Source organism: Staphylococcus caledonicus (genome assembly GCF_016238465.1).
In the GTDB taxonomy this organism is placed as follows: Bacteria; Bacillota; Bacilli; order Staphylococcales; family Staphylococcaceae; genus Staphylococcus; species Staphylococcus caledonicus.
This window is the reverse complement of sequence record NZ_JABTXV010000001.1, coordinates 1,218,309-1,243,439: the sequence shown is the minus strand read 5'-3', so window position 1 is coordinate 1,243,439 and position 25,131 is coordinate 1,218,309. Positions and strand designations below refer to the sequence as shown.

The 25,131-nt window shown below is 33.6% G+C and carries 21 protein-coding genes; 19 read left to right on the top strand and 2 right to left on the bottom strand.

Translation table 11 applies throughout. The features are described 5' to 3' along the window. Positions 1-14 precede the first annotated feature (14 nt). On the top strand, positions 15-326 hold the full coding sequence (locus HS848_RS06160) for a rhodanese-like domain-containing protein (protein ID WP_107507566.1): 312 nt from the start codon (positions 15-17) through the stop codon (positions 324-326). 132 nt (positions 327-458) lie between these two features. Here the strand turns inward: HS848_RS06160 and HS848_RS06155 are convergent, their stop codons facing one another. Next, positions 459-1,721 carry a BaiN/RdsA family NAD(P)/FAD-dependent oxidoreductase gene (locus tag HS848_RS06155; RefSeq protein WP_198611619.1) on the bottom strand — a complete coding sequence of 421 codons (1,263 nt, stop codon included), beginning with the start codon at positions 1,719-1,721 and terminating at the stop codon, positions 459-461. A 270-nt stretch (positions 1,722-1,991) separates the two neighbouring features. Here HS848_RS06155 and HS848_RS06150 point away from each other — a divergent pair, with 270 nt between their 5' ends. The 7 genes from HS848_RS06150 to trmB all read left to right on the top strand — a co-directional run bounded on the left by HS848_RS06150 (position 1,992) and on the right by trmB (position 9,282). Beyond that, entirely contained in the window at positions 1,992-3,629 is a 1,638-nt protein-coding gene (locus HS848_RS06150) for a putative polysaccharide biosynthesis protein (RefSeq protein WP_198611618.1), read from the top strand. Further along, on the top strand, positions 3,626-4,318 hold the full coding sequence (locus tag HS848_RS06145; RefSeq protein ID WP_198611617.1) for a pseudouridine synthase: 693 nt from the start codon (positions 3,626-3,628) through the stop codon (positions 4,316-4,318). Before HS848_RS06150 ends, HS848_RS06145 begins: the two co-directional genes overlap by 4 nt. 20 nt (positions 4,319-4,338) lie before the next feature. Beyond that, positions 4,339-4,770: a YtxH domain-containing protein gene (locus tag HS848_RS06140; RefSeq protein WP_198611616.1), complete on the top strand. Its 432-nt coding sequence runs from the start codon at positions 4,339-4,341 to the stop codon at positions 4,768-4,770. A gap of 153 nt (positions 4,771-4,923) precedes the next feature. Continuing rightward, on the top strand, positions 4,924-6,333 hold the full coding sequence (locus HS848_RS06135; RefSeq protein ID WP_198611615.1) for a Cys-Gly-3M3SH dipeptidase: 1,410 nt from the start codon (positions 4,924-4,926) through the stop codon (positions 6,331-6,333). A gap of 3 nt (positions 6,334-6,336) precedes the next feature. Continuing rightward, complete coding sequence (dat, locus tag HS848_RS06130; protein ID WP_198611614.1) at positions 6,337-7,185, top strand: D-amino-acid transaminase; 849 nt, start codon at positions 6,337-6,339, stop codon at positions 7,183-7,185. A gap of 641 nt (positions 7,186-7,826) precedes the next feature. Next, on the top strand, positions 7,827-8,618 hold the full coding sequence (locus HS848_RS06125) for a phosphotransferase family protein (protein WP_107507559.1): 792 nt from the start codon (positions 7,827-7,829) through the stop codon (positions 8,616-8,618). A 13-nt stretch (positions 8,619-8,631) separates the two neighbouring features. Continuing rightward, a complete protein-coding gene (trmB, locus tag HS848_RS06120) occupies positions 8,632-9,282 on the top strand; it encodes a tRNA (guanosine(46)-N7)-methyltransferase TrmB (RefSeq protein ID WP_107507558.1) in 651 nt (216 codons plus the stop codon). A 174-nt stretch (positions 9,283-9,456) separates the two neighbouring features. On the opposite strand, the gene HS848_RS06115 is transcribed toward trmB, so the two are convergent. Continuing rightward, complete coding sequence (locus HS848_RS06115; RefSeq protein ID WP_198611613.1) at positions 9,457-9,774, bottom strand: PepSY domain-containing protein; 318 nt, start codon at positions 9,772-9,774, stop codon at positions 9,457-9,459. An 85-nt stretch (positions 9,775-9,859) separates the two neighbouring features. Here HS848_RS06115 and HS848_RS06110 point away from each other — a divergent pair, with 85 nt between their 5' ends. The 11 genes from HS848_RS06110 (at position 9,860) to HS848_RS06060 (ending at position 25,126) form a co-directional block, all read left to right on the top strand. Beyond that, complete coding sequence (locus tag HS848_RS06110) at positions 9,860-10,948, top strand: M42 family metallopeptidase (protein WP_198611612.1); 1,089 nt, start codon at positions 9,860-9,862, stop codon at positions 10,946-10,948. Next, positions 10,945-11,256 (top strand): thioredoxin family protein, encoded by a 312-nt coding sequence (locus HS848_RS06105; RefSeq protein ID WP_107507555.1) that lies wholly within the window; start codon positions 10,945-10,947, stop codon positions 11,254-11,256. Before HS848_RS06110 ends, HS848_RS06105 begins: the two co-directional genes overlap by 4 nt. 165 nt (positions 11,257-11,421) lie before the next feature. After that, positions 11,422-12,279, top strand: coding sequence for a DUF1444 domain-containing protein (locus HS848_RS06100; RefSeq protein ID WP_107507554.1), 858 nt, complete (start codon positions 11,422-11,424; stop codon positions 12,277-12,279). A 21-nt stretch (positions 12,280-12,300) separates the two neighbouring features. Then, entirely contained in the window at positions 12,301-12,897 is a 597-nt protein-coding gene (gene ytpR, locus HS848_RS06095; protein WP_198611611.1) for a YtpR family tRNA-binding protein, read from the top strand. A gap of 20 nt (positions 12,898-12,917) precedes the next feature. Next, complete coding sequence (locus HS848_RS06090; protein WP_198611610.1) at positions 12,918-16,739, top strand: DNA translocase FtsK; 3,822 nt, start codon at positions 12,918-12,920, stop codon at positions 16,737-16,739. A 20-nt stretch (positions 16,740-16,759) separates the two neighbouring features. Then, the gene (gene murC / locus HS848_RS06085) at positions 16,760-18,073 is read left to right on the top strand and encodes a UDP-N-acetylmuramate--L-alanine ligase (protein ID WP_198611609.1); all 1,314 of its coding nucleotides are present in this window, start codon (positions 16,760-16,762) and stop codon (positions 18,071-18,073) included. 76 nt (positions 18,074-18,149) lie between these two features. Beyond that, on the top strand, positions 18,150-18,656 hold the full coding sequence (locus HS848_RS06080) for a DUF948 domain-containing protein (protein ID WP_107505912.1): 507 nt from the start codon (positions 18,150-18,152) through the stop codon (positions 18,654-18,656). A gap of 71 nt (positions 18,657-18,727) precedes the next feature. Further along, entirely contained in the window at positions 18,728-20,509 is a 1,782-nt protein-coding gene (locus HS848_RS06075; RefSeq protein ID WP_232806073.1) for a coiled-coil domain-containing protein, read from the top strand. 225 nt (positions 20,510-20,734) lie between these two features. Further along, positions 20,735-21,826: a bifunctional 3-deoxy-7-phosphoheptulonate synthase/chorismate mutase gene (locus HS848_RS06070; RefSeq protein ID WP_198611608.1), complete on the top strand. Its 1,092-nt coding sequence runs from the start codon at positions 20,735-20,737 to the stop codon at positions 21,824-21,826. A gap of 325 nt (positions 21,827-22,151) precedes the next feature. Continuing rightward, positions 22,152-23,141 (top strand): catabolite control protein A, encoded by a 990-nt coding sequence (ccpA, locus tag HS848_RS06065; RefSeq protein ID WP_198611607.1) that lies wholly within the window; start codon positions 22,152-22,154, stop codon positions 23,139-23,141. Between the two features lie 317 nt (positions 23,142-23,458). Further along, a complete protein-coding gene (locus HS848_RS06060; protein ID WP_198611606.1) occupies positions 23,459-25,126 on the top strand; it encodes a formate--tetrahydrofolate ligase in 1,668 nt (555 codons plus the stop codon). Positions 25,127-25,131 lie beyond the last annotated feature (5 nt).

Here is a 25,131-nt window from a genome sequence, read left to right as displayed (position 1 = left end):
AAGGAGTTTTATATATGGAAAGTATTTCAATAGATCAATTAAAAGAAAAATTACTAGGGTCTAATCCTGTGAATGTCATTGATGTGAGAACTGACGAAGAAACTGCATTAGGTATCATTCCTGGTGCGAAAACAATTCCAATGAATGAAATTCCTGATAACTTAAATCACTTTAACAAAAATGAAACATATTATATTATCTGTGCAGCTGGCGTTCGTAGCGCTAAAGTTGTGAACTATTTAGAAGACCAAGAAATTAATGCTGTCAATGTTGACGGCGGTATGAATGCATGGGGTTCTGAAGGAACTGAAATAGAAAGTATTTAATAGATTCTTCGATTAGATGATATAACATATAAAATAATAGCTCGACGATGACTTCAAAAGTGACTTTGAAAACATCGTCGAGCTATTTATATTTATCACTCAATTTGAAATTAACTTTTTGTAAGCAATAACTTAATCTTCTGGTTTGAATTTACCCGCTTCATTTCCGGCTACATGTCCCGTCACTAACGCACTCGTGATATTATAACCGCCAGTATAACCATGAATATCTAGTACTTCACCGCATAAAAATAAGCCGGCTTGTTTTTTAGACATCATTGTTTTTGGCCATAATTCTTTAAGAGACACACCTCCACCTGTAACAAAAGCTTTTTCAATAGGAAGGGTACCATTAACGGTAAACGTAAAGCCTTTCAAATTATCAATTAAGCGTGTTAATTGTTGATTTGAAAGATGATGGTAGGTGGTATCATTGTCGATTTCTGATTGCTCAAGCATAAAGAGCAAGTATCGTTCTTCTAACAATCCTCTTAAACTATTTTTTAAATATTTATCAGGTTCATCTTTTAATAATTTTAAGATTTTTTCTTCTAATTGAGCACGTTTCAAATCTGGAAACACATCTAATTGCATTTTTATATCTTGCTTCTTTTGATTTTTTTGTTCTTTATATACGAATTGACTGCATCGTAAAGCGGCAGGTCCACTTATACCAAAGTGTGTAAAGATCATATCCATTTGATGACTTATACGTTTTTTACCATTTTTCTTTAAGACAGATAACTCAACGTCTCTTAAACTTAAACCCTTGAGTTGTTTAGACTTAATAAAAGGTTCACTAGAAGTAATAGGTACTTCAGTTGGGAAAAGTTCTGTAATAGAATGGCCGAATTGTTCAGCAAAAACATAACCATCTCCGGTTGAACCAGTTTGAGGCACGCTAGTACCACCCGTGGCAATAACTAATGACGTGGATTCAAAAGTTTCATTTTGAGTGTGAACTATAAAATGACCATTTTCCGCAATAGCAACATTCTTAACAACTGTTTCTTCTTTAATTTCCACATTATTCGATTTAATCGTATTCACTAATGTATCGACCACGTCCTGAGCCTTGTTGGACATAGGGAACATACGTCCATGATCTTCTTCTTTAAGTTTTACCCCACGCGATTCAAAAAATTCAATGATTGATTCATTATCAAAAACTGAAAATGGGCTATATAAAAATTTGCCATTACCTGGAATATTTTCAATAATTTCTGCATAGGGGAGACGATTAGTAACATTACATCTGCCACCACCTGAAATTTTAAGTTTACGACCTAGACCTTTTTTCTTTTCTAATAAAAGGACTTTATCACTATGTTCACTCGCTGCGAAAGCGGCCATAAGACCACTTGGTCCTCCGCCAATTATAATTGTTTGATACATTGCGTGACCTCCGTTTGCAATTTGTCTTCATCGTCAGTATTTGGTATTAATTTGAATTCTAAATAAAATTAGTTATAATTTAAGATTGGTTCTGTAAATTAAATTATATATGTATATTCGATATAGTGTTAGTTAATAATTTTAATGAAACTGTTAAAGATATGGGAAACAATAAGTATTTTGTGATATATTTTATATTAATGCAAGCCGTTAGAATGTGCAGATTGTAAATTAATTATATCGATTATTAAAAAGGTAGGAAGATTAAATATGAGTGAAAATAAGGAAATGGTACGTGGCACCTTTCTGATTACATTGAGTATTTTAATTACAAAAGTATTAGGCGTACTGTTTGTAATACCATTCTATGCGATTATGGGCGCCAATGCTGAGGAAAAATTAGCTCCATTTAACTATGCATATGTTCCTTACAATATTGCTATTGCCGTTGCAACTGCTGGGATTCCATTAGCAGCTTCTAAGTTTGTAGCTAAATATAATGCGTTAGGAGCATATAAAGTAGGGCAAAAGCTCTATAGATCGAGTTTTATTATTATGAGTATATCAGGGGTTATAGGATTTTTAATTTTATTTGTGCTGGCACCTGATATTGCAAGAATCACCTTAGGCCAAAAAGAAGGCGTAGGTGGATGGACTATCCAGGATATCACATGGATTATTAGAATCATAAGTGTAGTTGTAGTCTTTATACCACTATTAGCTACATGGAGAGGTGTCTTTCAAGGTTATGAATCCATGGGCCCAACAGCAGTGTCTGAAGTAACAGAACAACTTGCAAGAATTATCTTTATTTTAATTGGCAGTTACTTAGTTATCAATGTATTCCATGGTTCTTATTTAAGTGCAAATGGCGTAGCAACATTTGCAGCTGCGATAGGTGCTATCGCCGGGTTACTTACACTTTGGTACTATTGGAAGAAACGTAAACCACATATAGATAAGATGGTTGAATCAGATCATACAGGTTTAGAAGTTTCCTATACCAAAATGTATAAAGAAATTATTTCATATAGTATTCCTTTCGTTATTGTTAGTTTGAATTTCCCACTATTCAACTTAGTAGACCAATTCACACATAATAATGCGCTTGATGCAGTAGGATTCCATGCAAATAAAGACTATTTCTTTACTATCTTAAACTTCACAACTAATAAAATTGTGATGATTCCGACATCATTAGCAGCAGGGTTTGCGGTAAGTTTAATTCCGTTTATCACAAAAACGTTTGCTGAAGGACGCTTAACGGAAATGCATCGTCAAATTCAAACTTCAATTGGCGTATTAATGTACATAACTGTGCCAGCAAGTTTAGGAATAATGGCGTTAGCTTCACCGTTATACACAGTCTTTTATCAATATAATCCAGATGGTAACAAGATCTTATTTTACTATGCGCCAGTCGCTATCTTAATATCTTTATTAAGTGTTACAGCTTCAATGTTACAAGGTATTAATAAGCAAAAATTAACCGTATTTATTATTCTTGGAGCGGTATTAGTGAAATTGATTTTAAATATTCCTTTCATCATGTTGTTCCACACGCCAGGCGCTGTGTTAAGTACAGCAATTGCCTTATTAGTAGCGAATATTGCAAATTTAATGGTTTTAAAAGTTCATGCGAAGTATCATTTTACAGATACATTTGTTCAAGTCGCTAAGATATTTATTTATAGTTTAATCATGATGATTAGCGTTGAAGTAGTATATTTAATCTTAAGTTTATTTATTCCAGTAGAACGTAAATTTGGCGCTTTAATCATCTTAATCTTAGGTGTCATTGTCGGTGGCTTAATTTATGGCACAATCACGATTAAGAATCGTTTAGCAGATGAATTTTTAGGTGACTTACCTGGTAAAATTCGTCGTAAAGTTGGGTTCTTACGATGAGATTAGATAAATTTCTGGCCAATATGGGTGTAGGTACGCGCACTGATGTTAAACAAATTTTAAAAAAAGGTAGCGTAACCGTTAATGATAAAATAGAAAAACCACCTAAAACTCAAATTAATCCAGATACTGATGTTATCTTTGTGAATGGTGAAAAAATTGCGTATATCAATAATGTTTATGTGATGTTAAATAAACCTAAAGGATATATTTCTGCCACTCACGATAATTCAGCTCAAACTGTTATCGATTTGATTCCGGAGTATCAACATTTAGATATATTTCCAGTTGGACGATTAGATAAAGATACTGAAGGATTACTTTTAATCACCAATGACGGCCAATTTAATCATGATTTGATGAGCCCATCTAAACACGTGTCGAAGACTTATGAAGTTGTGTCAGCGACTCCAATCACCAATGATGATATTCTTGCTTTTGAAAATGGTCTAGAACTATCAGACGGGCCGGTCAAACCAGCAGAATTAGTTAAAGTTAACGAAAACCTATCACATGTGACAATCTATGAAGGTAAGTACCATCAAGTAAAAAGGATGTTTCATGCTATCGAAAATGAGGTATTAGAATTAAAACGTCTTAAAATCGCTAATTTAGTGTTAGATGAAAAACTTCAATCAGGTGAGTATAGATTACTCACTGATGAAGAATTAAAACTATTACAGCAATAATAAAGGAGAAGGTGTTAACTATGGCTAAAAGTACAGGTTTATTAAGAATTGTTGCTGGAGTTGGAGCAGCAGTTGCAGCTGTCGTGTTATCTCGTAAAGAAAGCAGAGATAAATTAAAAGAACAATATAATAAATATAAAGAAGATCCAGAAGGTTATAAAGAAAATGCTAAAGGTTTAGCAAATCAAATCGGTTCAAAAGCGAATGAAACGATTCAAGAGGTAAGAAATAATCCTCAAGACTATGCTAACCGTTTAAAAAATGATCCAAAATCATTTATTGAACAAGAAAAATCAAAATTTACTGATTTAAATTCTAATCCTAATAAAACGGATGATTTAGAAGAAGGTAAATTTGATGATGAAGGTGGTACAACTGTTAATAATAATTTAAGAGTTGTCACTGAAGAAGATTTAAAAAATAATAAAAATGCATTAGAAGATAAAGATTAAATTTTATTATAGCGAAGATGTTTTTGAGTGAGAACTTAATGTTCTCGCTCTTTTTTTATAAAAACTAATAAATATTCTGACATCTCACTGTAATTTATCGTCATAGTTATGTAAAATAAAGTGTAAATCTATTGAAAAGGAAGTTGATCTCGAATGTGGAAAGAAAAAGTTCAAGAATATGAAAGTCAGATTATTGATGACTTAAAAGGTCTACTTTCAATTGAGAGTGTTAGAGATGATTCACAAGCTACTAGCGAAACGCCAGTTGGCCCAGGACCTCGTGAAGCACTTGACTATATGTATAAAATTGCCGAGAGAGATGGTTTTTCTACACATGATGTAGACCATATAGCAGGAAGAATTGAAGCGGGCGATGGCGATGATGTTTTAGGTGTATTATGCCATGTCGACGTGGTGCCAGCTGGAGACGGATGGGATTCTGATCCATTTACACCAGTTGTCACAGATGACGCTATCGTTGCTAGAGGGACACTTGATGATAAAGGTCCAACAATTGCTGCGTATTACGCAGTTAAGATTTTAAATGACATGAATGTAGATTGGAAAAAACGAATTCATATCATCATAGGTACAGATGAAGAATCTGATTGGAAATGTACAGAAAGATATTTCCAAACTGAAGAAATGCCAACATTAGGTTTTGCACCCGATGCAGAATTCCCAGCAATTCATGGGGAAAAAGGTATTACAACATTCGATTTAGTCCAAACGTCTACGTTTGAAGATTCTAATGAACCAGATGATGAGTTATTATCATTCGAATCTGGTCAACGCTATAACATGGTGCCTGATCATGCCAAAGCACGTGTGCTTGTAAAAGAAAATATGACAGATGTAGTCCAACACTTTGAACAATTTTTAGATGAACATAAATTACAAGGTGAAGGCGTCGTTGATAGTGGCGAATTAGTATTAACAGTTGAAGGTAAAGCCGTACACGGTATGGACCCATCATTAGGTGTCAACGCCGGCTTATACTTATTAGAATTCTTATCAACATTAAATCTAAATCAAACTGCCAAATCATTTGCAGAATTCAGTAATCGTTATCTACACGAATCTCATTTTGGTGAGAAAATGGGAATGAAATTCCATACTGATATTATGGGAGATGTGACTACCAACGTAGGCGTCATTTCTTATGACAACAAAAATGGAGGCAGATTCGGAATCAACTTACGTTATCCTCAAGGTTTTGAATTTGAAGAAGCCATTGAACGTTTTACTAAAGAAATTAAAGAACAAGGCTTCGATATTGAATTAGGTAAAGTTCAAAAACCACATTACGTTGATAAAAATGATCCATTTGTACAAACACTAGTAGAAGTGTATAGAAATCAAACAGGAGATATGTCAGAACCTTATACAATCGGTGGTGGCACATATGCTAGAAACCTTGATAAAGGTGTAGCATTCGGAGCAATGTTTGCAGATTCTGAAGATTTAATGCATCAAAAGAATGAATATATTACTAAAAAACAATTATTCAATGCAACAAGTATCTATTTAGAAGCAATTTATGCGCTATGTGTGGAGGGTTAAACTATGACAAAAGTATTTATTAACGGTGAATTTCTTAATCAAGAAGACGCTAAAGTATCGTACGAGGACCGAGGCTATGTATTCGGCGATGGTATTTACGAATATATTAGAGCCTATGATGGCAAGTTATTTACAGTTACCGAGCACTTTGAACGTTTTATTAGAAGTGCAGGAGAACTCCAAATAGACCTTGGATATACAGTAGAAGAATTAATCGACATTGTGAGACAACTCTTAGAAGTTAACGAAATTAAAAGTGGTGGCGTTTATATTCAAGCTACACGTGGGGTTGCGCCACGCGAACATAGCTTTCCGACTCCAGAAGTGAAACCAGTGTTAATGGCTTTTGCGAAAAGCTATGATCGGCCATATGAAGATTTGAAGAATGGCATTAATGCTGTAACTGTTGAAGATATTAGATGGTTACGTTGTGACATTAAAAGTTTGAATCTTTTAGGTAACGTACTTGCTAAAGAATATGCCGTAAAATATAACGCTAGTGAAGCAATTCAACATAGAGGCGAAACGGTCACTGAAGGTGCTTCAAGCAACGTATATGCGATTAAAGATGGTAAAATCTATACTCATCCCGTTAATAATTACATTTTAAATGGTATAACTCGTAAAGTGATTAAATGGATTTCTGAAGACTATGAACTTCCATTTATCGAAGAAACATTTGACGTTGAATTCTTGAAAAATGCAGATGAAATCATCATTTCTAGTACCTCAGCAGAAGTAATGCCTGTGATTAAATTAGATGGTGAAACTGTTGGGGATGGCAATGTAGGACCTATTACTCGTAAATTACAAGAAGGGTTCGACAAATATATTGAGACTAGAAGTAATTAATTAAGCATCTAAAGATTGGGACAAAAGTTTTTAGGGTTTAGGCAAAACTCAATGATAAGCAAAAACTTGAATGTAATTTCCTAATCTATAATTATACTTTATTCATTTTCAGCCAACGTTACAGGAGCGAAACGAAGACATCTTCGAAATTACTTTGGATTTTTGTTCCGCTCCCATAATTATGAATAAATTTTAAAATAATCATCTATTTAACTTTTTGATTTAACTAGCGAGAGACCAAGCTTTTGCTGCTAGTTTAAATCGAGTTGAATAAGATGATTATTTTTTATTGGTTTTAAACGAAAATTGTCCGGCAAATAGGGTAATAATATGATATACTGTTACTTAAAGATTTAACGGAATTTTAGCCATCTCAGACTAGTAAAATGTATCTTTTTGTTTCTCATTTTCAGTTGAAAAATAAGGCTAAAAATTATAAAATCATCAATGAGTGATTAAAGAGACGTCATTAATATTTAAACGTCTAAGGGACAATAAAAACTAATTATTTTAAAATTAATATCTATGAAAACATAGTGTAATCGCGTTATTCCAACAACGGGATATAACAAATTAGAATATATGGCTCTTGAAAACTATATTTCTCGAGCCATTTTCTAATTGAAAGTGAGGTGAACGAGTTGGAGCAGTTTTATCAGTTAGGGTGGACGCTTGACTCAGCTGGAGGAGCTTCAGGTGAAGCATATATGGCTGAACAAGATGGTCAGAAGTTATTCTTAAAACGTAATTCTAATCCATTTATAGCAGCGTTATCAGCAGAAGGCATTGTACCTAAATTAGTATGGACGAAACGTATTGAAACAGGCGAAGTCGTTACAGCTCAACATTGGAAGAACGGTAGAGAGTTAGAACCTTCTGAAATGTATCAAACTAGAGTAGCTGAATTATTGAAAAAAATACATGGTTCTAAACCATTACTTAATATGCTAAAACGCATGGAAATGGAACCTATTACACCGACAATTATGTTGAAAAAAATTAATACTTCATTATCCAGAGAGGTATTAACTCATCATATCGTGCGTAAAGCTTTAACTTATCTAGAAGAGCATATACCAAATTTAGATCCACGTTTCTTTACAGTAGTTCACGGTGATGTTGATCATAATAATTGGCTGTTATCTGACAGAGATGAATTGTACTTAGTGGATTGGGAAGGCGCAATGATTGCTGACCCTGCGATAGACATAGGCATGTTGCTCTACAACTACGTTCCCAAGAAGAAATGGTCTCAATGGTTTAGCACGTATGGTGTCGAAGAAACGATTGATTTAAATAAACGTATGAAATGGTATACAGTTATTCAATCTATTGGCATGGTGCAATGGTATGAAGAACAAAAGAGATTTAAAGATATGAACACTTGGTTAAAATTTTTAAATGAAGTTATGAATAGTAACTTATTTATTTAAGGAGATATCACGTATGAGAGTTCGCTACAAACCATGGGCGGAAGATTATTTAAAATCGCATCCGGATTTAGTGGATATGGACGGCACACATGCAGGAAAAATGACGGAATGGTTTGATAAACAACAACCTATCTATATTGAAATTGGCTCTGGTATGGGACAATTTATTACGACGTTAGCTGCTAAATATCCTGAGATTAATTTCGTGTCTATGGAACGAGAAAAAAGCGTTATGTATAAAGTTCTAGACAAAGTGAAAGAACAAAACCTCACAAATTTAAAAATGATTTGTAACGATGCGATTGAATTAAATGAATATTTTAAAGATAATGAAGTATCTCGAATTTATTTAAACTTCTCAGATCCATGGCCTAAGAAAAGACACGCTAAACGTCGCTTAACATATCATACGTTTCTAGCGTTGTATCAACAAATTCTTGAAGAAGATGGAGAAATTCATTTTAAAACAGATAACCGAGGATTGTTTGCCTTCAGTTTAGAAAGTATGTCGCAATACGGTATGTATTTTACTAAATTAAATTTAAATCTTCACGATGAAGATGACGAAGATAATATCTTAACTGAATATGAAAAGAAATTCTCTGATAAGGGATCACGTATCTATCGTATGGAAGCGAAGTTTCATAATAATATTAAACATTAGTTAAGCTAGATTCACATTAATTACATTGGAAGACGCCAATGATTAATGTACTAGCTTATTTTTTATAGCTTTAAGAGAACTAATAAAAGCACCAAGCAACGATCTAAAGTTGCCTGGTGCTTTTTGGTTGTTTAGCATTTCTCTCTATATTTTGCTTTTAAAAGATATCGAAAATTATAATTCTTGAATATTTAAGATTTCACCTGTTTTAGCGTCTGCGTAGAACACGTATTCAATATTCTTATTATGTTTGTTTTGTGTAATGCCACCTTGGTAAATTAATCTTTCTGAATAGAGGTTATTGTCGACAAATGGCTGATGAAGAATGTACGAGCCTTTTATGTCCATGAAATAAGATTTCGCTTCTTCTAATATCTTGCCAGGGTCTTTAACTCTGTTATTTTCAAAAAGAAAATAAAACACAATCGCTGTAGATAAACCAAGTGTTAGAGCTACAGGAATGGAGATGTATTTATAAGTTTGACGTGTCATAATCCTTACCTCTCTATAATTAGTTCATATCATTAGTTTACCATAATCAAAATGATATAATACATTTAAGGAGCGTGTTTATAAGATGCAAAATGACAAAACTTTAGAACGTATTAAAACGTTAACAGAATTGCATGGCGCACCAGGGTTTGAAGAACAAGTGCGTGCGTTTATGAAAAAAGAAATGACACCTTATGTAGATGAGTTTGTGACGAATCACATGGGTGGTTTTTTCGGTATTAAGAAGTCTAAGAAGGCAAATGCGAAACGTGTAATGATTGCTGCACATATGGATGAGATTGGATTCATGGTGACGAATATTACTTCTAATGGGATGTTACAATTTACCAATCTTGGTGGCGTAGCAAATGATATTTGGCAAGGTCAACGATTACAGGTTAAAAATAGAAAAGGTCAAAATGTAGTCGGAGTGGTTGCTAATATCCCTAAACATTTTAGAACTGGTAACGAAGCAGCGCCAGAAATTAAAGACTTAATGTTAGATATCGGAGCTGAAAGTGATAATGAAGTAAGAGAACGTGGTATCGAAATCGGTGACACGATTGTACCTTACGCGCCATTCACACAATTAACTGAACATCGTTTTAGTGCTAAGGCATGGGACAATCGTTATGGTTGTGTCATTGCAATTGAAATATTAGAATTACTCAAAGATGTTGAGTTAGATGTTGATTTATATGTAGGAGCTAATGTTCAAGAAGAAGTAGGTTTAAGAGGTGCTAAAGCTTCAGCTGAATTAATTCAACCCGATGTGGCATTTGTTGTCGATTGTTCTCCAGCGAATGATATTAAAGGTAAACAACAATTATCTGGAGAATTAGGTAAGGGGACATTGATTCGAATTAAAGACGGTACAATGATTCTTCAACCTACGTTCCGAGATTACTTATTAAATCTTACAGAACGCTATGATATCAACCATCAATATTATATTTCTCCAGGTGGTACAGACGGCGGAGAAATTCATAAAGCAAATCAAGGTATTCCAACAGCTGTTATCGGGGTATGTGCAAGATATATTCACAGTACCAATGCGATTTTTGATATTCGAGATTACTTCTCAGCCCGTCAGTTATTAAAACAAGCAATAATTAACTTAGATGATAATCAAATTAATACATTACAATTTCAAAATGAAGGAGAAAATTTATGATTAAATTAGAATCTGAACAACAATTTGAAGATTTAAAACAGGGTCACACAGTATTTGAATTTACTGCGGGATGGTGTCCAGACTGTCGCGTAATTGAACCAGATCTACCTAAATTAGAAGAAAAATACACAGATTTTAAATTTGTATCAGTTGATAGAGATGAGTTTATAGATTTAGCTATTGAAAATGATATTATGGGTATTCCAAGTTTTTTAGTATATAAACAAGGAGAACTTGTAGGAAGTTATATTGGTAAAGAACGTAAATCAATTGAACAAATTGATGAATTCTTAAATCAATATAGTTAACTTTCATTCGAAATAGTATTGTTTTATTTCAGAAATTATATGCGATAAACCTTTTAGTACTTTAATTGATTAAAATGAATTCGTATATTAGATGAATTTTTCTGTAATTGAATGCTTATTTATTGTAAAATATGATAAGGTGCGAATATAGGAGTGTTGTTAATTATGAACGTCTTTCAAATGAGAGATAAATTAAAGCAACGTTTAAGCCATTTAAACGTCGATTTTAAGTTCGACCGTGAGGAAGAAACCTTACGTATATACAGACAAGACAATCATAAAGGTGTAACAATTAAGTTAAACGCGATTGTTGCTAAATATGAAGAACAAAAAGAAAAAATCGTTGATGAAATTGTGTATTACGTCGAAGAAGCTGTAGCTCAAATGGATGATGAGGGACTTTCACGTATGAGTGATATCCAAGTCATGCCTGTTATTCGGGCAACTAGTTTTGATAAAAAGACGCAAGAAGGTCACAAATTTATTATAGATGAGCATACTGCAGAAACTAACATTTACTACGCACTTGATTTAGGAAAATCCTATCGTTTGATTGATGAAAGTATGCTTGAAACACTTGGATTAACTGCGCAACAAGTGAAAGAAATGTCTTTATTCAACGTGCGCAAATTACAAAATAAATTTAAAACAGATGAAGTAAAAGGTAATATTTTCTATTTTGTGAATTCCAATGATGGATATGATGCGAGTCGTATTTTAAACACTAAGTTTTTAGATGATATCTATCAACAATGTGAAGGTGAAATGCTAGTAGCCGTGCCACACCAAGATGTGTTAGTCATTGCAGATATTCGCAATAAAACAGGTTACGACGTGATGGCCCATTTAACTATGGAGTTCTTTACTAAAGGACTTGTGCCGATTACTTCCTTATCATTTGGTTATGAAAAAGGTCATTTCGAACCTATCTTCATCTTAGGTAAAAATAATAAACAAAAACGTGATCCTAATGTGATTCAACGTTTGGAAGCGAATCGTAAAAAATATAATAATAAGAAATAAAGCAAATAGAGGAGAATAACAATGAATTTATTTTACAATAAAGAAGGCGTAGGCGACGTTGCGTTTTTACAAATCGAGCCTACTGATGGTCCATTTGAGTACAACACTAAAAATGATGTAGTTACAATCACTCATGAAGATAAAATTGTAGGTTTTAACATTTTTAATTTTTCTAACTATCATCAAATTGAAAATAACGGCCATATTAAATTAACTTCTGAACTTGTAGAAGCATTACAACAAGCAATTTCAAAAGCCGGTATCGACTTTAAACTTGATGCAGACTTATCACCAAAATTTGTAGTTGGATATGTGAACACTAAAGAAAAGCATCCAGATGCAGATAAATTGAGTGTGCTTAAAGTAGATGTAGGTACTGAAACATTACAAATTGTATGTGGTGCACCAAACGTAGATGAAGGACAAAAAGTAGTTGTCGCTAAAGTAGGTGCTGTAATGCCAAGTGGAATGGTGATTAAAGATGCTAAACTACGAGGCGTTGATTCAAGTGGTATGATTTGTTCAATGAGAGAATTAGACTTACCAAATGCACCTCAAGAAAAAGGTATTATGGTTTTATCTGATGACTATGAAGTCGGCAAAGCATTTTTTGAATAAAAAAGGAAGGGGGTAAGTGTATGAGTTGGTTTGACGATTTATTTAACAACAATAATGATTCTGATGAAGAATTACTAAGACGTAAGAACAAACGACGTCAAGACTCAAAAATGCAAGATGATGATGCACTACTTCCTGAAAATAATGATATTTATGATCGTCCTAAGGGCAAGTTTCGCTTTCCGATAGATATCGGTAGAGATACTGAAGATTACGAAGATGCTATTTATTATGATAGTGAAAGTGAAGAACCAGATTTTACAGAGTCACATCAACTTACTGATGATTATGATAATAATTATGCTTCTCATCATTCGAGTAAGGATAATGATATTAATCATTATGACAATGATTCAAATGAGACGCGTAGACGACGTAGAAGAACACACACTAATCATGATGATACTGGCATACCTTCATTTAAAAATAGAACACCTCAAAGTCGTACTTCGTCTTCACGTAGGAGCGATTATAATACTCATACAACAAGTACAAGTGCATCGAAGACAAAAGATACAAAGCACTCAGGAAGTTCTCAAAATCATAATCGTTTTAAATTACAATCAGAGCGCTTTAAATCAGATTATAAAATGAATTTTGATTTTACATATCATCGACCAAGCTTTAAAACGTCTGAAGTACCTTCAGCGATATTTGGAACTAAAAAACGACGACCAATTGAAAACGGAGTTATTCCTCCAGCTGACAATGACGTCAATAATGAGTCAACATCATCTAAAAAAGATGACAATGTAACGTTATCTTCTCATAGTCATAATTATGAAAAGAATAACGCACAATTGAACAACGACTCTACGTCTTCTACACAGAAAAGTAATAGTAGTAAAGTTGAACATCAGAATGATGTTAACAATGAAATTGAGTCATCTAAAAGTAAAACACCAAGTTACTCTCAAAGAGATAACACGGTCAATATTGAAAATATCTATGCTTCCCAAATTGTTGAAGAAATTAGACGTGAGAGAGAGCGTAAAGCTCAACAGAAACGTAGATTTAAGCAAGCGTTGCAACATAAGCGCCAACAAGTGGATGAAGAAGAAGATGGTATTCAAAAAGCTATTGATGAAATGTACGCGAAACAAGCCCAGCAATATATTGGTGAAAGTTCTCTAGATCATGATGAAGATAATGCGAGTCATTTTGATGAAGAACATGAAAATGCATTGGGTACTGATACTGAGCAACTCAATGAAAATAACCACGATGAAAATTTACAACAAGACAGTGAAGATGACGCACACTATAATTATGAAGAAGTTGATTTGAATCAAGTTACTAGTGTACAACAAGTGAATGATGAAGATGTAAAAGTTAGTGATGTCAATGCAAGTGAAGTGGCAGATGAGCATAATGAGGAATTTAACTCACCTGAAACAACTGACTCAGTGTCTAATGAGGTTGAAGATAATCAAGATGTTGTGGAAGCTACAGACTTTGATAATGAAACAAATCAACATGAAGATTCTCACAGTGATATAGATGAGGCGAACTATCGTGAAATTGAAAATAGCGAAGAGAATAGGGATGAAGATTTAGAGGTTCAATCCCATCCTTCAACTACTGATACTGCCGATAATAATGTTGATTTTGTGCAAAATGCGGTTGAATCAGATACTGAATATGCACCTAAACACCGTGAAGAAATGAATCATCAAGAACAAGCAGCTGTTACTGAAGATAGACATCAACCTAAACATAGTGTCGATAATCGTGAATATCATGATGAAGCGGAAGAAGAGCACTCACAAGACGCTGATATTAACCACGCAACATCTAGTGTTGAACCTAATAAAGAAGAAAGTATTAGTGTAGATAACGAAGATAATGTGGCTAATCAAAATGAAGATAGCGAGTCTAACGACATTAAAAATAATGAGACTGAAATAAAAGAACAGACAAGTACACCTAAACGTAATATTAAACCAGGAAGTAAACCGTTTAATGTTGTGATGACACCATCTGATAAGAAAAAAATGATGGATGCAAAAAAAGATAAACGAACACGTTCTAAAGTTGATGTACCTGAGTTAAAACCAGAAACTAAATTTGACTCTACTCATGCATCTACAGATACTAAATCACATTCTTCATCTTCTACTAAAAATGATACTGCAGACATCGACACACAATCGTTAAATAATGAGGATAATCATATATTAAATGATCAGTTAGAAGCATCACATGAAGATAATCATTTAATGGATAATGATTCTAATATTATTGAAAATCACGTTGAACAAGAAGATAACAATGAGGGAGAAACAATCTCAGATACGATTGCTCAACCTCATGATGAAGTTGAAGAGAGTCATTTTCAAAATGAAAGTGAAGAGACATCTATAAATCATAGTGAAACAGGTCAACATCAACAACAAGATTCTGTCCAAACATCACCTCAAACTGGTGCTAAAAGTACAATTAGAAGAGGGCCTAATATTAAATTGCCAAGTTTAGATTTATTAGAAGCGCCTGAAGAATATGATGTCGATGAAACATGGATAGATGAGAAAAAACAAGAATTGAATGACGCGTTTTATTATTTTAACGTTCCAGCAGAAGTTCAAAATGTGACTAGAGGACCGAGTGTAACAAGATTTGAACTCGCAGTGGAAAAAGGCGTAAAAGTGTCGCGTATTACAGCGTTACAAGATGATATTAAAATGGCTTTAGCGGCTAAAGATATTCGAATTGAGGCGCCAATCCCTGGAACGAGTCTTGTAGGCATCGAAGTTCCTAACCAGAACCCGACTAAAGTTAATTTGAAGTCGATACTTGAAACTCAGAAATTTAAAAATGCCGATTCTAAATTAACTGTAGCAATGGGTAATCGTATCAATAACGAACCACTATTAATGGATATCGCGAAGACACCACATGCCTTAATCGCTGGTGCCACAGGTTCAGGTAAATCAGTGTGTATCAATAGTATCTTAATGTCATTACTCTATAAGAATCACCCTGAAGAGTTAAGATTATTACTTATTGATCCGAAAATGGTGGAACTTGCTCCTTATAATGATTTACCACATTTAGTATCACCTGTGATTACTGATGTAAAAGCAGCTACGCAAAGCTTGAAATGGGCTGTGGATGAGATGGAGCGCCGTTATAAATTATTTGCGCAATATCATGTTAGAAATATCACAGCATTTAATAAGAAAGCTTCATATGAGCAAAGAATGCCAAAAATTGTTATTGTAATTGATGAGTTAGCTGATTTAATGATGATGGCACCTCAAGAAGTTGAACAATCTATTGCACGTATTGCACAAAAAGCACGTGCTTGTGGTATACACATGTTAGTAGCTACACAAAGACCTTCAGTAAACGTTATTACTGGTTTAATTAAAGCTAACATTCCAACACGTATAGCATTTATGGTTTCATCTAGTGTTGATTCTAGAACTATATTGGATAGTGGCGGCGCTGAACGCTTATTAGGTTACGGCGATATGCTTTATCTTGGTAGTGGAATGAACAAGCCTATACGTGTACAAGGCACATTTGTTTCTGATGAAGAAATTGATGATGTAGTTGACTTTATTAAAGATCAAAGAGAGCCGAATTATTTATTTGAGGAAAAGGAACTATTGAAGAAGAACCAAACTCAAGCACAGGATGAACTTTTTGATGATGTGTGCGAATTTATGGTTCATGAAGGACATATATCCACTTCATTAATTCAACGACATTTCCAAATTGGTTATAATCGTGCTGCACGCATTGTGGATCAATTAGAACAACTAGATTATATATCTGGCGCTAATGGTTCTAAACCAAGAGATGTATTTATTACTGAGGCAGATTTACAGAAAGATTAATTTAAAAGGAGTTTATGTATATGACGCATTATCATTTTGTTGGTATAAAAGGTGCAGGAATGAGTTCTTTAGCACAAATCATGCATGATTTAGGGCATGAAGTGCAAGGCTCAGATATTGAAAAATATGTATTTACAGAAGTAGCATTAAAAAATAAAGGAATTAAAATTCTACCATTTAGTGCTGATAATATTAAAGAAGGCATGGTAGTTATTCAAGGTAATGCGTTTCCTGATATACACGAAGAAATCGTTAAAGCTCATGAATTAAAATTAGATATTATTCGTTACCATGATTTCTTAGGTCATGCTATTAATCAGTACACATCTGTAGCCGTAACTGGCGCACATGGTAAAACCTCAACAACTGGATTGTTGTCTCACGTTATGAACGGAGACAAAAAGACTTCTTTCTTAATCGGTGATGGTACTGGTATGGGATTACCAGCGAGTGATTACTTTGCTTTTGAAGCATGTGAGTATCGCCGTCACTTCTTAAGTTATCACCCTGATTATGCGATTATGACTAACATTGATTACGATCATCCAGACTATTTTAAAGATATAGATGACGTAGCAAGTGCTTTCCAAAGTATGGCGCACAATGTTAAAAAGGCAATTATTGCATGGGGCGATGACGAACATTTAAGAAAATTACAAGCAGACGTACCCATTTATTATTACAGTTTAAATAATAAAGACGACGTTTACGCTGAAAATATTCAAATCACTGATAAAGGTACAGAATTTGATGTTTATATTGATGGAGAATATTACGATCATTTCTTAACACCTCAATACGGTGATCATAATATTCAAAATGCATTAGCCGTGATTACAATTAGTTATTTAGAAAAAATGGACGTCAACAACATTAAAGAAGCACTTGAAACATTCGGTGGTGTAAAACGTCGCTTTAATGAAACTTTTGTGTCTAAACAAGTACTTGTAGACGATTATGCTCACCATCCAAGAGAAATTAGTGCTACAATTGAAACAGCACGTAAGAAATACCCTAATAAAGATATTGTAGCTGTCTTTCAACCGCATACATTTTCTAGAACACAAGCTTTCTTAGACGATTTTGCTGAATCGTTAAGTAAAGCTGACCAAGTATTCTTATGTGAGATTTTTGGTTCAATTCGTGAAAATAATGGAGAATTAACTATCCAAGATTTAATAAATCGTATTGACGGATCTACTTTAATCGATGAAAATAATATTGACGTATTAGAAGAATTTGAAAATGCCGTAATTTTATTTATGGGCGCAGGAGACATTCAAAAACTTCAACGTGCCTACGAAGAAAAAGTCGGCATGACAAATGAATTTTAATATGTTTATATATAAATATGCTGGGTATTTATAATTAATGACTTTTATATTAAAAGCTAATTAGGAGGCGTTTTTAATGGATTGGATTTTACCAATTGCTGGAATTATTGCCGCGATTGCATTCTTAGTATTATGTATTGGAATCGTAGTGGTTTTACTTTCAGTTAAAAAGAATTTAGATCACGTGGCTAAAACACTTGATGGTGTTGAAGGCCAAATACAAGGTATTACTCGTGAATCAACGGATTTACTTCACAAAGCAAATCGCTTAACTGAGGATATCCAAGGCAAAGTTGAACGTTTAAATTCAGTTGTTGATGGTGTTAAAGGTATCGGCGACTCAGTTCAAACTTTAAATGGTTCAGTTGATCGTGTAACTAACTCAATTACACACAACATTTCTCAAAATGAAGATAAGATTTCTCAAGTAGTTCAATGGTCAAATGTTGCAATGGAAATTGCTGACAAATGGCAAAATAGACACTACCGTAGAGGAAGTGCAAACTACAGAAGTGGTTCTGTAGGTAATGATGCAAATCATTCAACACAGAATTATACTACTAACGTAGATAAAAACTTTTAATACGATTTAAACATATGCACTTAAATGAGGTTTGTACTTGTTTAAGTGCATTTCTTATAGGAGGAATTAGCATGAGTAAGAAATATAATAGAGATGCATATGAATCAAATAACTCAGGCAACGACTTGCATGGGCAAGGCGCAAACCAACAAGATGGTGCAGCACAGTCAAATGCCACAAAACGTTATGATAGAGATGCATTCGAAACAAATAATACAGGCAATGACTTACATGGTAGAGGCGCAAACCAACAAGATGATGTAGCACAGTCAAATGCCACAAAACATTACGACCGAGATGCGTTTGAAACAAATAACACGGGTGAAGATTTACGTGATAATGGCGTTAACCAAGTTAATGGAAAAGCACGCCAAGGCTTAAATACAAAACATTACAATAGAGATGAGATGGAAACAAATAATACTGGTAAAGATTTACATGGTAAAGGTGTAAATCAACAAAACAGTAGTCATGTTCAACATTCTCAATATAGCCAACATAAAAATAGCTCTCATAGCTCACGTAAAGACTTTGTAGTTAGCTTTATAACAGGTGCTTTAATTGGTTCTGCAGTCGGTTTATTTTATAAAAATAAAGCGGAAGAAAAAGTAGACCAAGCTAAAGCAAAAGAAGAAGAGTTTAGAACACGTTATAACGATATTAAACAACAAGCTGAAGGTAGCATTGAAAATGTTAAACAAAAAATAGAAGATTTTAGAAATAAAAAAGATGCTAAAGTTTCTTCTGAAGAACTTAAAGCACAACAAAATGCAATTAAAACAGAAACTTCAGATGATTTAGCAGATCAATCACCACAAGCGCAAGAAATTCAAGAAGCTAAAGCAGAAGCAACAACAGACAATAGTCATTTAAGAGATAACCAAGAAAATAGCGCAGAAGAAATTGTTGCACAACAAAACGCGATAAAAGCAGAAACATCTAGTGACTTAGCGGATCAATCACCACAAGCACAAGAAATTCAAGAAGCTAAAGCAGAAGCAACAGAATCAAATAATCACCAAAAAGATAATCAAGAGAATAGCGCAGAAGAAATTGTTGCACAACAAAATGCAATAAAAGCGGAAACATCAGATGATTTAGCGGATCAATCACCACAAGCACAAGATATCCAAGAAGCTAAAGCGGAAGCAACAACTGATAATTCTAATGACACAAGTGCTACAGAATTAGCTGCACAACAAAATGCAATAAAAGCAGAAACATCAGATGATTTAGCAGATCAATCACCACAAGCGCAAGAAATTCAAGAAGCTAAAGCAGAAACAACTACTAAAAATAACACTCAAAATGCTAAAGATTCAAAAGAGGTAAGCAAATCTGAATTAACTGCACAACAAAATGCAGTGAAAACAGAAGCAGCTGAAAATAACTTAGCAGACCCATCAGTAACTAATGAAACACCAAGAAATGCTAAACAATCATCTGCTGATAGATTAGCTTCAGCAGCAAAAGCTAAACAAGAAAAATTAAGCAATGATAAATCAGTAGCTAGTAAAACAAAATCTTTATTAGCAGAAACACCAATTGCGAAATCTACTAATAAAAAAGTGCCAAATTTAGTTACAAAAGAAACAAAAGATTTTAACAAAGGTGAAGCTAAATCTAAGAATAATCAAGCACATTCTTCAGCTAAATTTGACAATGGTGTCGTTACTCATGATACTAAAGATCAAGCATCAAAGACTAAATCTCAATCAAACAATAAACAATCAAATAGTAACAAACCAAAAACTCAAAATAAGAAAAATGTTCAAAATAATAAAACAGCTAAGCAAAAACAAAGAACTGAAAAAGCTAAAAGTAAAATAGACAAACGTACGTTTAATGATTAATAACTAATATTTAGAGCAATGCGATTGAATTTGCATTGCTCTTTTTTCAATTTTTAATGTAAAATAAGATTTATATAAAGATAGAATTCTCAAAATTCTGAAAACTAAATGCGTTGAACGGTTGAACATTCGGAATGTAATTGTTAAAATATTATCTAAATATAATTATTTTATCGCTTTAAAGTAATATAAATAAGTAAGTAAAATTTATTGAGGTGAGCAGTAGTGTCAACAAAGTTAGAACAATATAGAAATGAAATCATTTCTATTAATAATCAAATTTTAGATTTACTCTCTATAAGAGGGGAACTAGCGCAAAAAATTGGCGAAGAGAAGATTAAACAAGGTACAAAAGTTTATGACCCACAACGCGAAAAAGAGATGATTAATCATCTAATGGATCGTAACCAAGGTCCATTTAATGATAATGTCATTAAACAATTATTCAAAGAGATATTTAAAGCCTCCACTGATTTACAGAAATCAGAACATGAAAAACATTTATATGTATCTAGAAAACTTAAACCTGAAGATACAATAGTTAAATTTGACAATGGTGGAATAATTGGAGATGGCAATAAATCGTTTGTATTTGGCCCATGTTCAGTTGAATCTCAAGAACAAGTAGATGCTGTAGCAAAAGATTTACAAGCTAAAGGAGAAAAATTCATTCGCGGTGGCGCATTTAAACCACGTACCTCTCCGTATGATTTCCAAGGTTTAGGTGTTGAAGGACTTAAAATACTGAAGAATGTAAAAGATAAATTTGGTTTAAATGTAGTCAGCGAAATAGTTAATCCTGCAGATTTTGAAGTGGCAGATGACTATTTAGATGTCTTCCAAATTGGGGCACGTAACATGCAAAATTTTGAATTATTAAAAGAAGCAGGACGTACCAATAAACCTATTTTATTAAAACGGGGCTTATCAGCTACTATTGAAGAATTTACATTTGCTGCTGAGTACATTGCATCTCAAGGCAACAAAAATATTATTCTTTGTGAACGCGGTATCCGTACATACGAAAAAGCGACACGAAATACCCTCGATATTTCAGCAGTACCAATCCTAAAACAAGGCACACACTTACCTGTTATGGTCGACGTGACACATAGTACTGGTCGTAAAGATATTATGCTCCCAACAGCTAAAGCAGCTCTAGCAGTAGGCGCAGACGGAGTAATGGCAGAAGTTCATCCGAATCCAGCAGTAGCACTAAGTGATAGTGGCCAACAAATGGATTTAAATGAATTTAATGAATTTTATAGTGAATTAAAGCCACTCGCTGAATTATATAATTCAAAAAAATTAAAATAACTCACGCTAAAATTATTATAATGACCAATATCAAGCTATTCATTTTACTGAAAGAGATAAATGTTCTATACTATTATTTCTGGGAAAATGGATAGCTATTTTCTATTTCTATAGTTTGAAGACTATAATTTGATTATATAAATCTAGTTAAATTTAATTATGACATAAGTGAGTTTGCGACTAAAACAATTATTTAGCGTAAAATATTGACATAAATGTGAATTAATAATTAACGTATTTCGTACGAATAGATTTTATGATAAACTTTGAAAATAAAATGAAAACACTTTATAATAGATACTAAAGCGCTTACAAGGAGGAAATTATGACAGTAACTATATATGATGTTGCTAGAGAAGCTCGAGTGTCAATGGCAACTGTCTCACGAGTAGTCAATGGTAACCAGAACGTGAAACCTGAAACCCGTAAAAAGGTTAATGATGTAATTAAAAAATTAAATTATAGACCTAATGCTGTGGCAAGAGGACTAGCTAGTAAACGTACGACAACAGTAGGCGTTATTATTCCAGATATTTCTAATATTTATTATTCTCAATTAGCGCGTGGTATTGAAGATATTGCGACAATGTATAAATATCATTCGATTATTTCAAATTCAGATAATGATCCTGAAAAAGAAAAAGAAATCTTTAATAACTTATTAAGTAAGCAAGTGGATGGCATTATCTTCCTAGGCGGTACTATTTCTGATGAAATTAAAAGCTTAATTAATCAATCATCAGTACCTGTTGTAGTATCAGGCACTAATGGTAAAGATGATAACATCGCTTCCGTAAACATTGATTTTAAAGAAGCAGCTAAGGAAATTACCGAAGAGTTAATCCAATCTGGTGCGAAAGAGTTTACATTAGTAAGTGGTGATTATTCTAAAAAAGCACAAGATGATGTACTTAGTGGCTTGAAAGAAGTATTAAATCAACATCAACTTAAATTAAATGATACCGTTCAACTTTCAGGTTCAGAAAGTTATAAAGATGGTATTAGAGTATTTGAAGAAATCAAAGATAATTTACCTGATGCGATTCTATCTATTAGTGATGAACAGGCTATAGGAATTATGCACAGTGCTTTAGACGCTGGAGTTAAAGTACCAGAAGACTTGCAAATTATTACTTTTAATAATACACGTTTAGTAGAAATGGTTAGACCTAAATTATCAAGTGTCATCCAACCATTATATGACATTGGTGCAGTAGGCATGCGTTTATTAACTAAATATATGAATGATGAAGAAATTGAAGAACCAAACGTTATTTTACCTCATAGAATTGAATATAGAGGTACAACTAAATAATTCGACAGCAATAGGCTGACTTGAAAAAGCATAAATATACTTTTTCATTCCTAATAACAATCGTAGGAGCGTAACGATAAAATCTTGAAATTAAATAAGATTTTGTCGTCGCTCCTTTTTTATGTAATTATCCTACTAAAATTAGTTAAATTTTACACAAATCATTGGAAACGCTCTCAAAAATTCGACATCGCTTTCATAGTTAGTTATTATTAGTATGTAAGATTTAAAGAAGAGATTAAGACATTAACTGAATTTGTCACAATCTCATTCTTACATAAAAATAATAACTAATATTTACAAGGGGTTGAAATAAGTTGGCACATTTATCAGATTTAGATATTGCTAATCAATCAGAACTAAAACCAATTGGAGAAATTGCTAAAAACGCTGGAATTCCAGAAGAAGCACTTGAACAATATGGACATTACAAAGCGAAGATTGATATTAATCAAGTTAAACCTAGAGAAAACAAAGGGAAAGTTGTATTAGTCACTGCAATGAGCCCAACTCCAGCCGGAGAAGGTAAATCAACAGTAACAGTAGGTTTAGCTGATGCATTTAATGAATTAAATAAAAACGTTATGGTTGCTTTACGTGAACCAGCGTTAGGACCAACTTTCGGTATTAAAGGTGGCGCTACAGGTGGCGGTTACGCACAAGTGTTACCTATGGAAGATATTAATTTACACTTTAACGGTGACTTCCATGCCATTACAACAGCAAACAATGCGTTATCAGCATTCGTTGACAACCACATCCACCAAGGTAATGATCTAGGTATCGATGTTCGTCGTATCGAATGGAAACGTGTATTAGATATGAATGACCGTGCGTTACGTCATGTTACAGTAGGTCTAGGTGGACCAACAAACGGTGTACCACGTGAAGACGGATTTAACATCACTGTTGCATCAGAAATTATGGCTATCTTATGTTTAGCACGTAATATTAACGACTTAAAAGATAAAATCAGCCGTATTACAATTGGTTATACACGTGATCGTAAACCAGTTACAGTTGCTGACCTTAAAGTTGAAGGTGCTTTAGCAATGATCTTAAAAGATGCTATTAAACCTAACTTAGTACAAACAATCGAAGGCACACCAGCATTAGTTCATGGTGGACCATTCGCTAACATTGCACACGGTTGTAACTCAATCTTAGCAACTGAAACTGCTCGTGATTTATCAGATATCGTAGTTACAGAAGCAGGATTCGGTTCAGACTTAGGTGCTGAAAAATTCATCGATATTAAAGCACGTGAAGCAGGCTTTGAACCATCAGCAGTCGTTTTAGTCGCAACAGTTCGTGCGCTTAAAATGCATGGTGGCGTAGCTAAAGATGATTTAAAAGAAGAAAACGTTGAAGCAGTTAAAGCTGGTATTGTGAACTTAGAACGTCACGTTAACAATATCCGTAAATTCGGCGTTGAACCAGTTATCGCTTTAAATGCGTTTATTCACGATACAGACGCTGAAACTGAAGCGGTTAAAGCTTGGGCTAAAGAAAATAATGTACGTATCGCTTTAACTGAAGTTTGGGAAAAAGGTGGTAAAGGTGGCGTAGACCTTGCTAACCAAGTACTTGAAGTTATCGAACAACCAAACGACTTCAAATTCTTATATGATTTAGATCAATCATTAGAAGAAAAAATCGAAACAATCGTTAAAGATATCTATGGTGGTTCTTCAGTTACTTTCAGTAAAAAAGCTAAAAGACAACTTAAAGAATTCACTGATAACGGTTGGGGCAAATATCCAATCTGTATGGCAAAAACACAATATTCATTTAGTGATGATGCCACAGCATTAGGTGCACCAAGTGGTTTCGATATCACTATTAGAGAATTAGAAGCTAAAACAGGTGCAGGTTTCATCGTAGCGTTAACAGGTGCAATCATGACTATGCCTGGTTTACCTAAAAAACCAGCAGCATTAAACATGGACGTTACAGATGACGGCCACGCTGTAGGTTTATTCTAATTAAA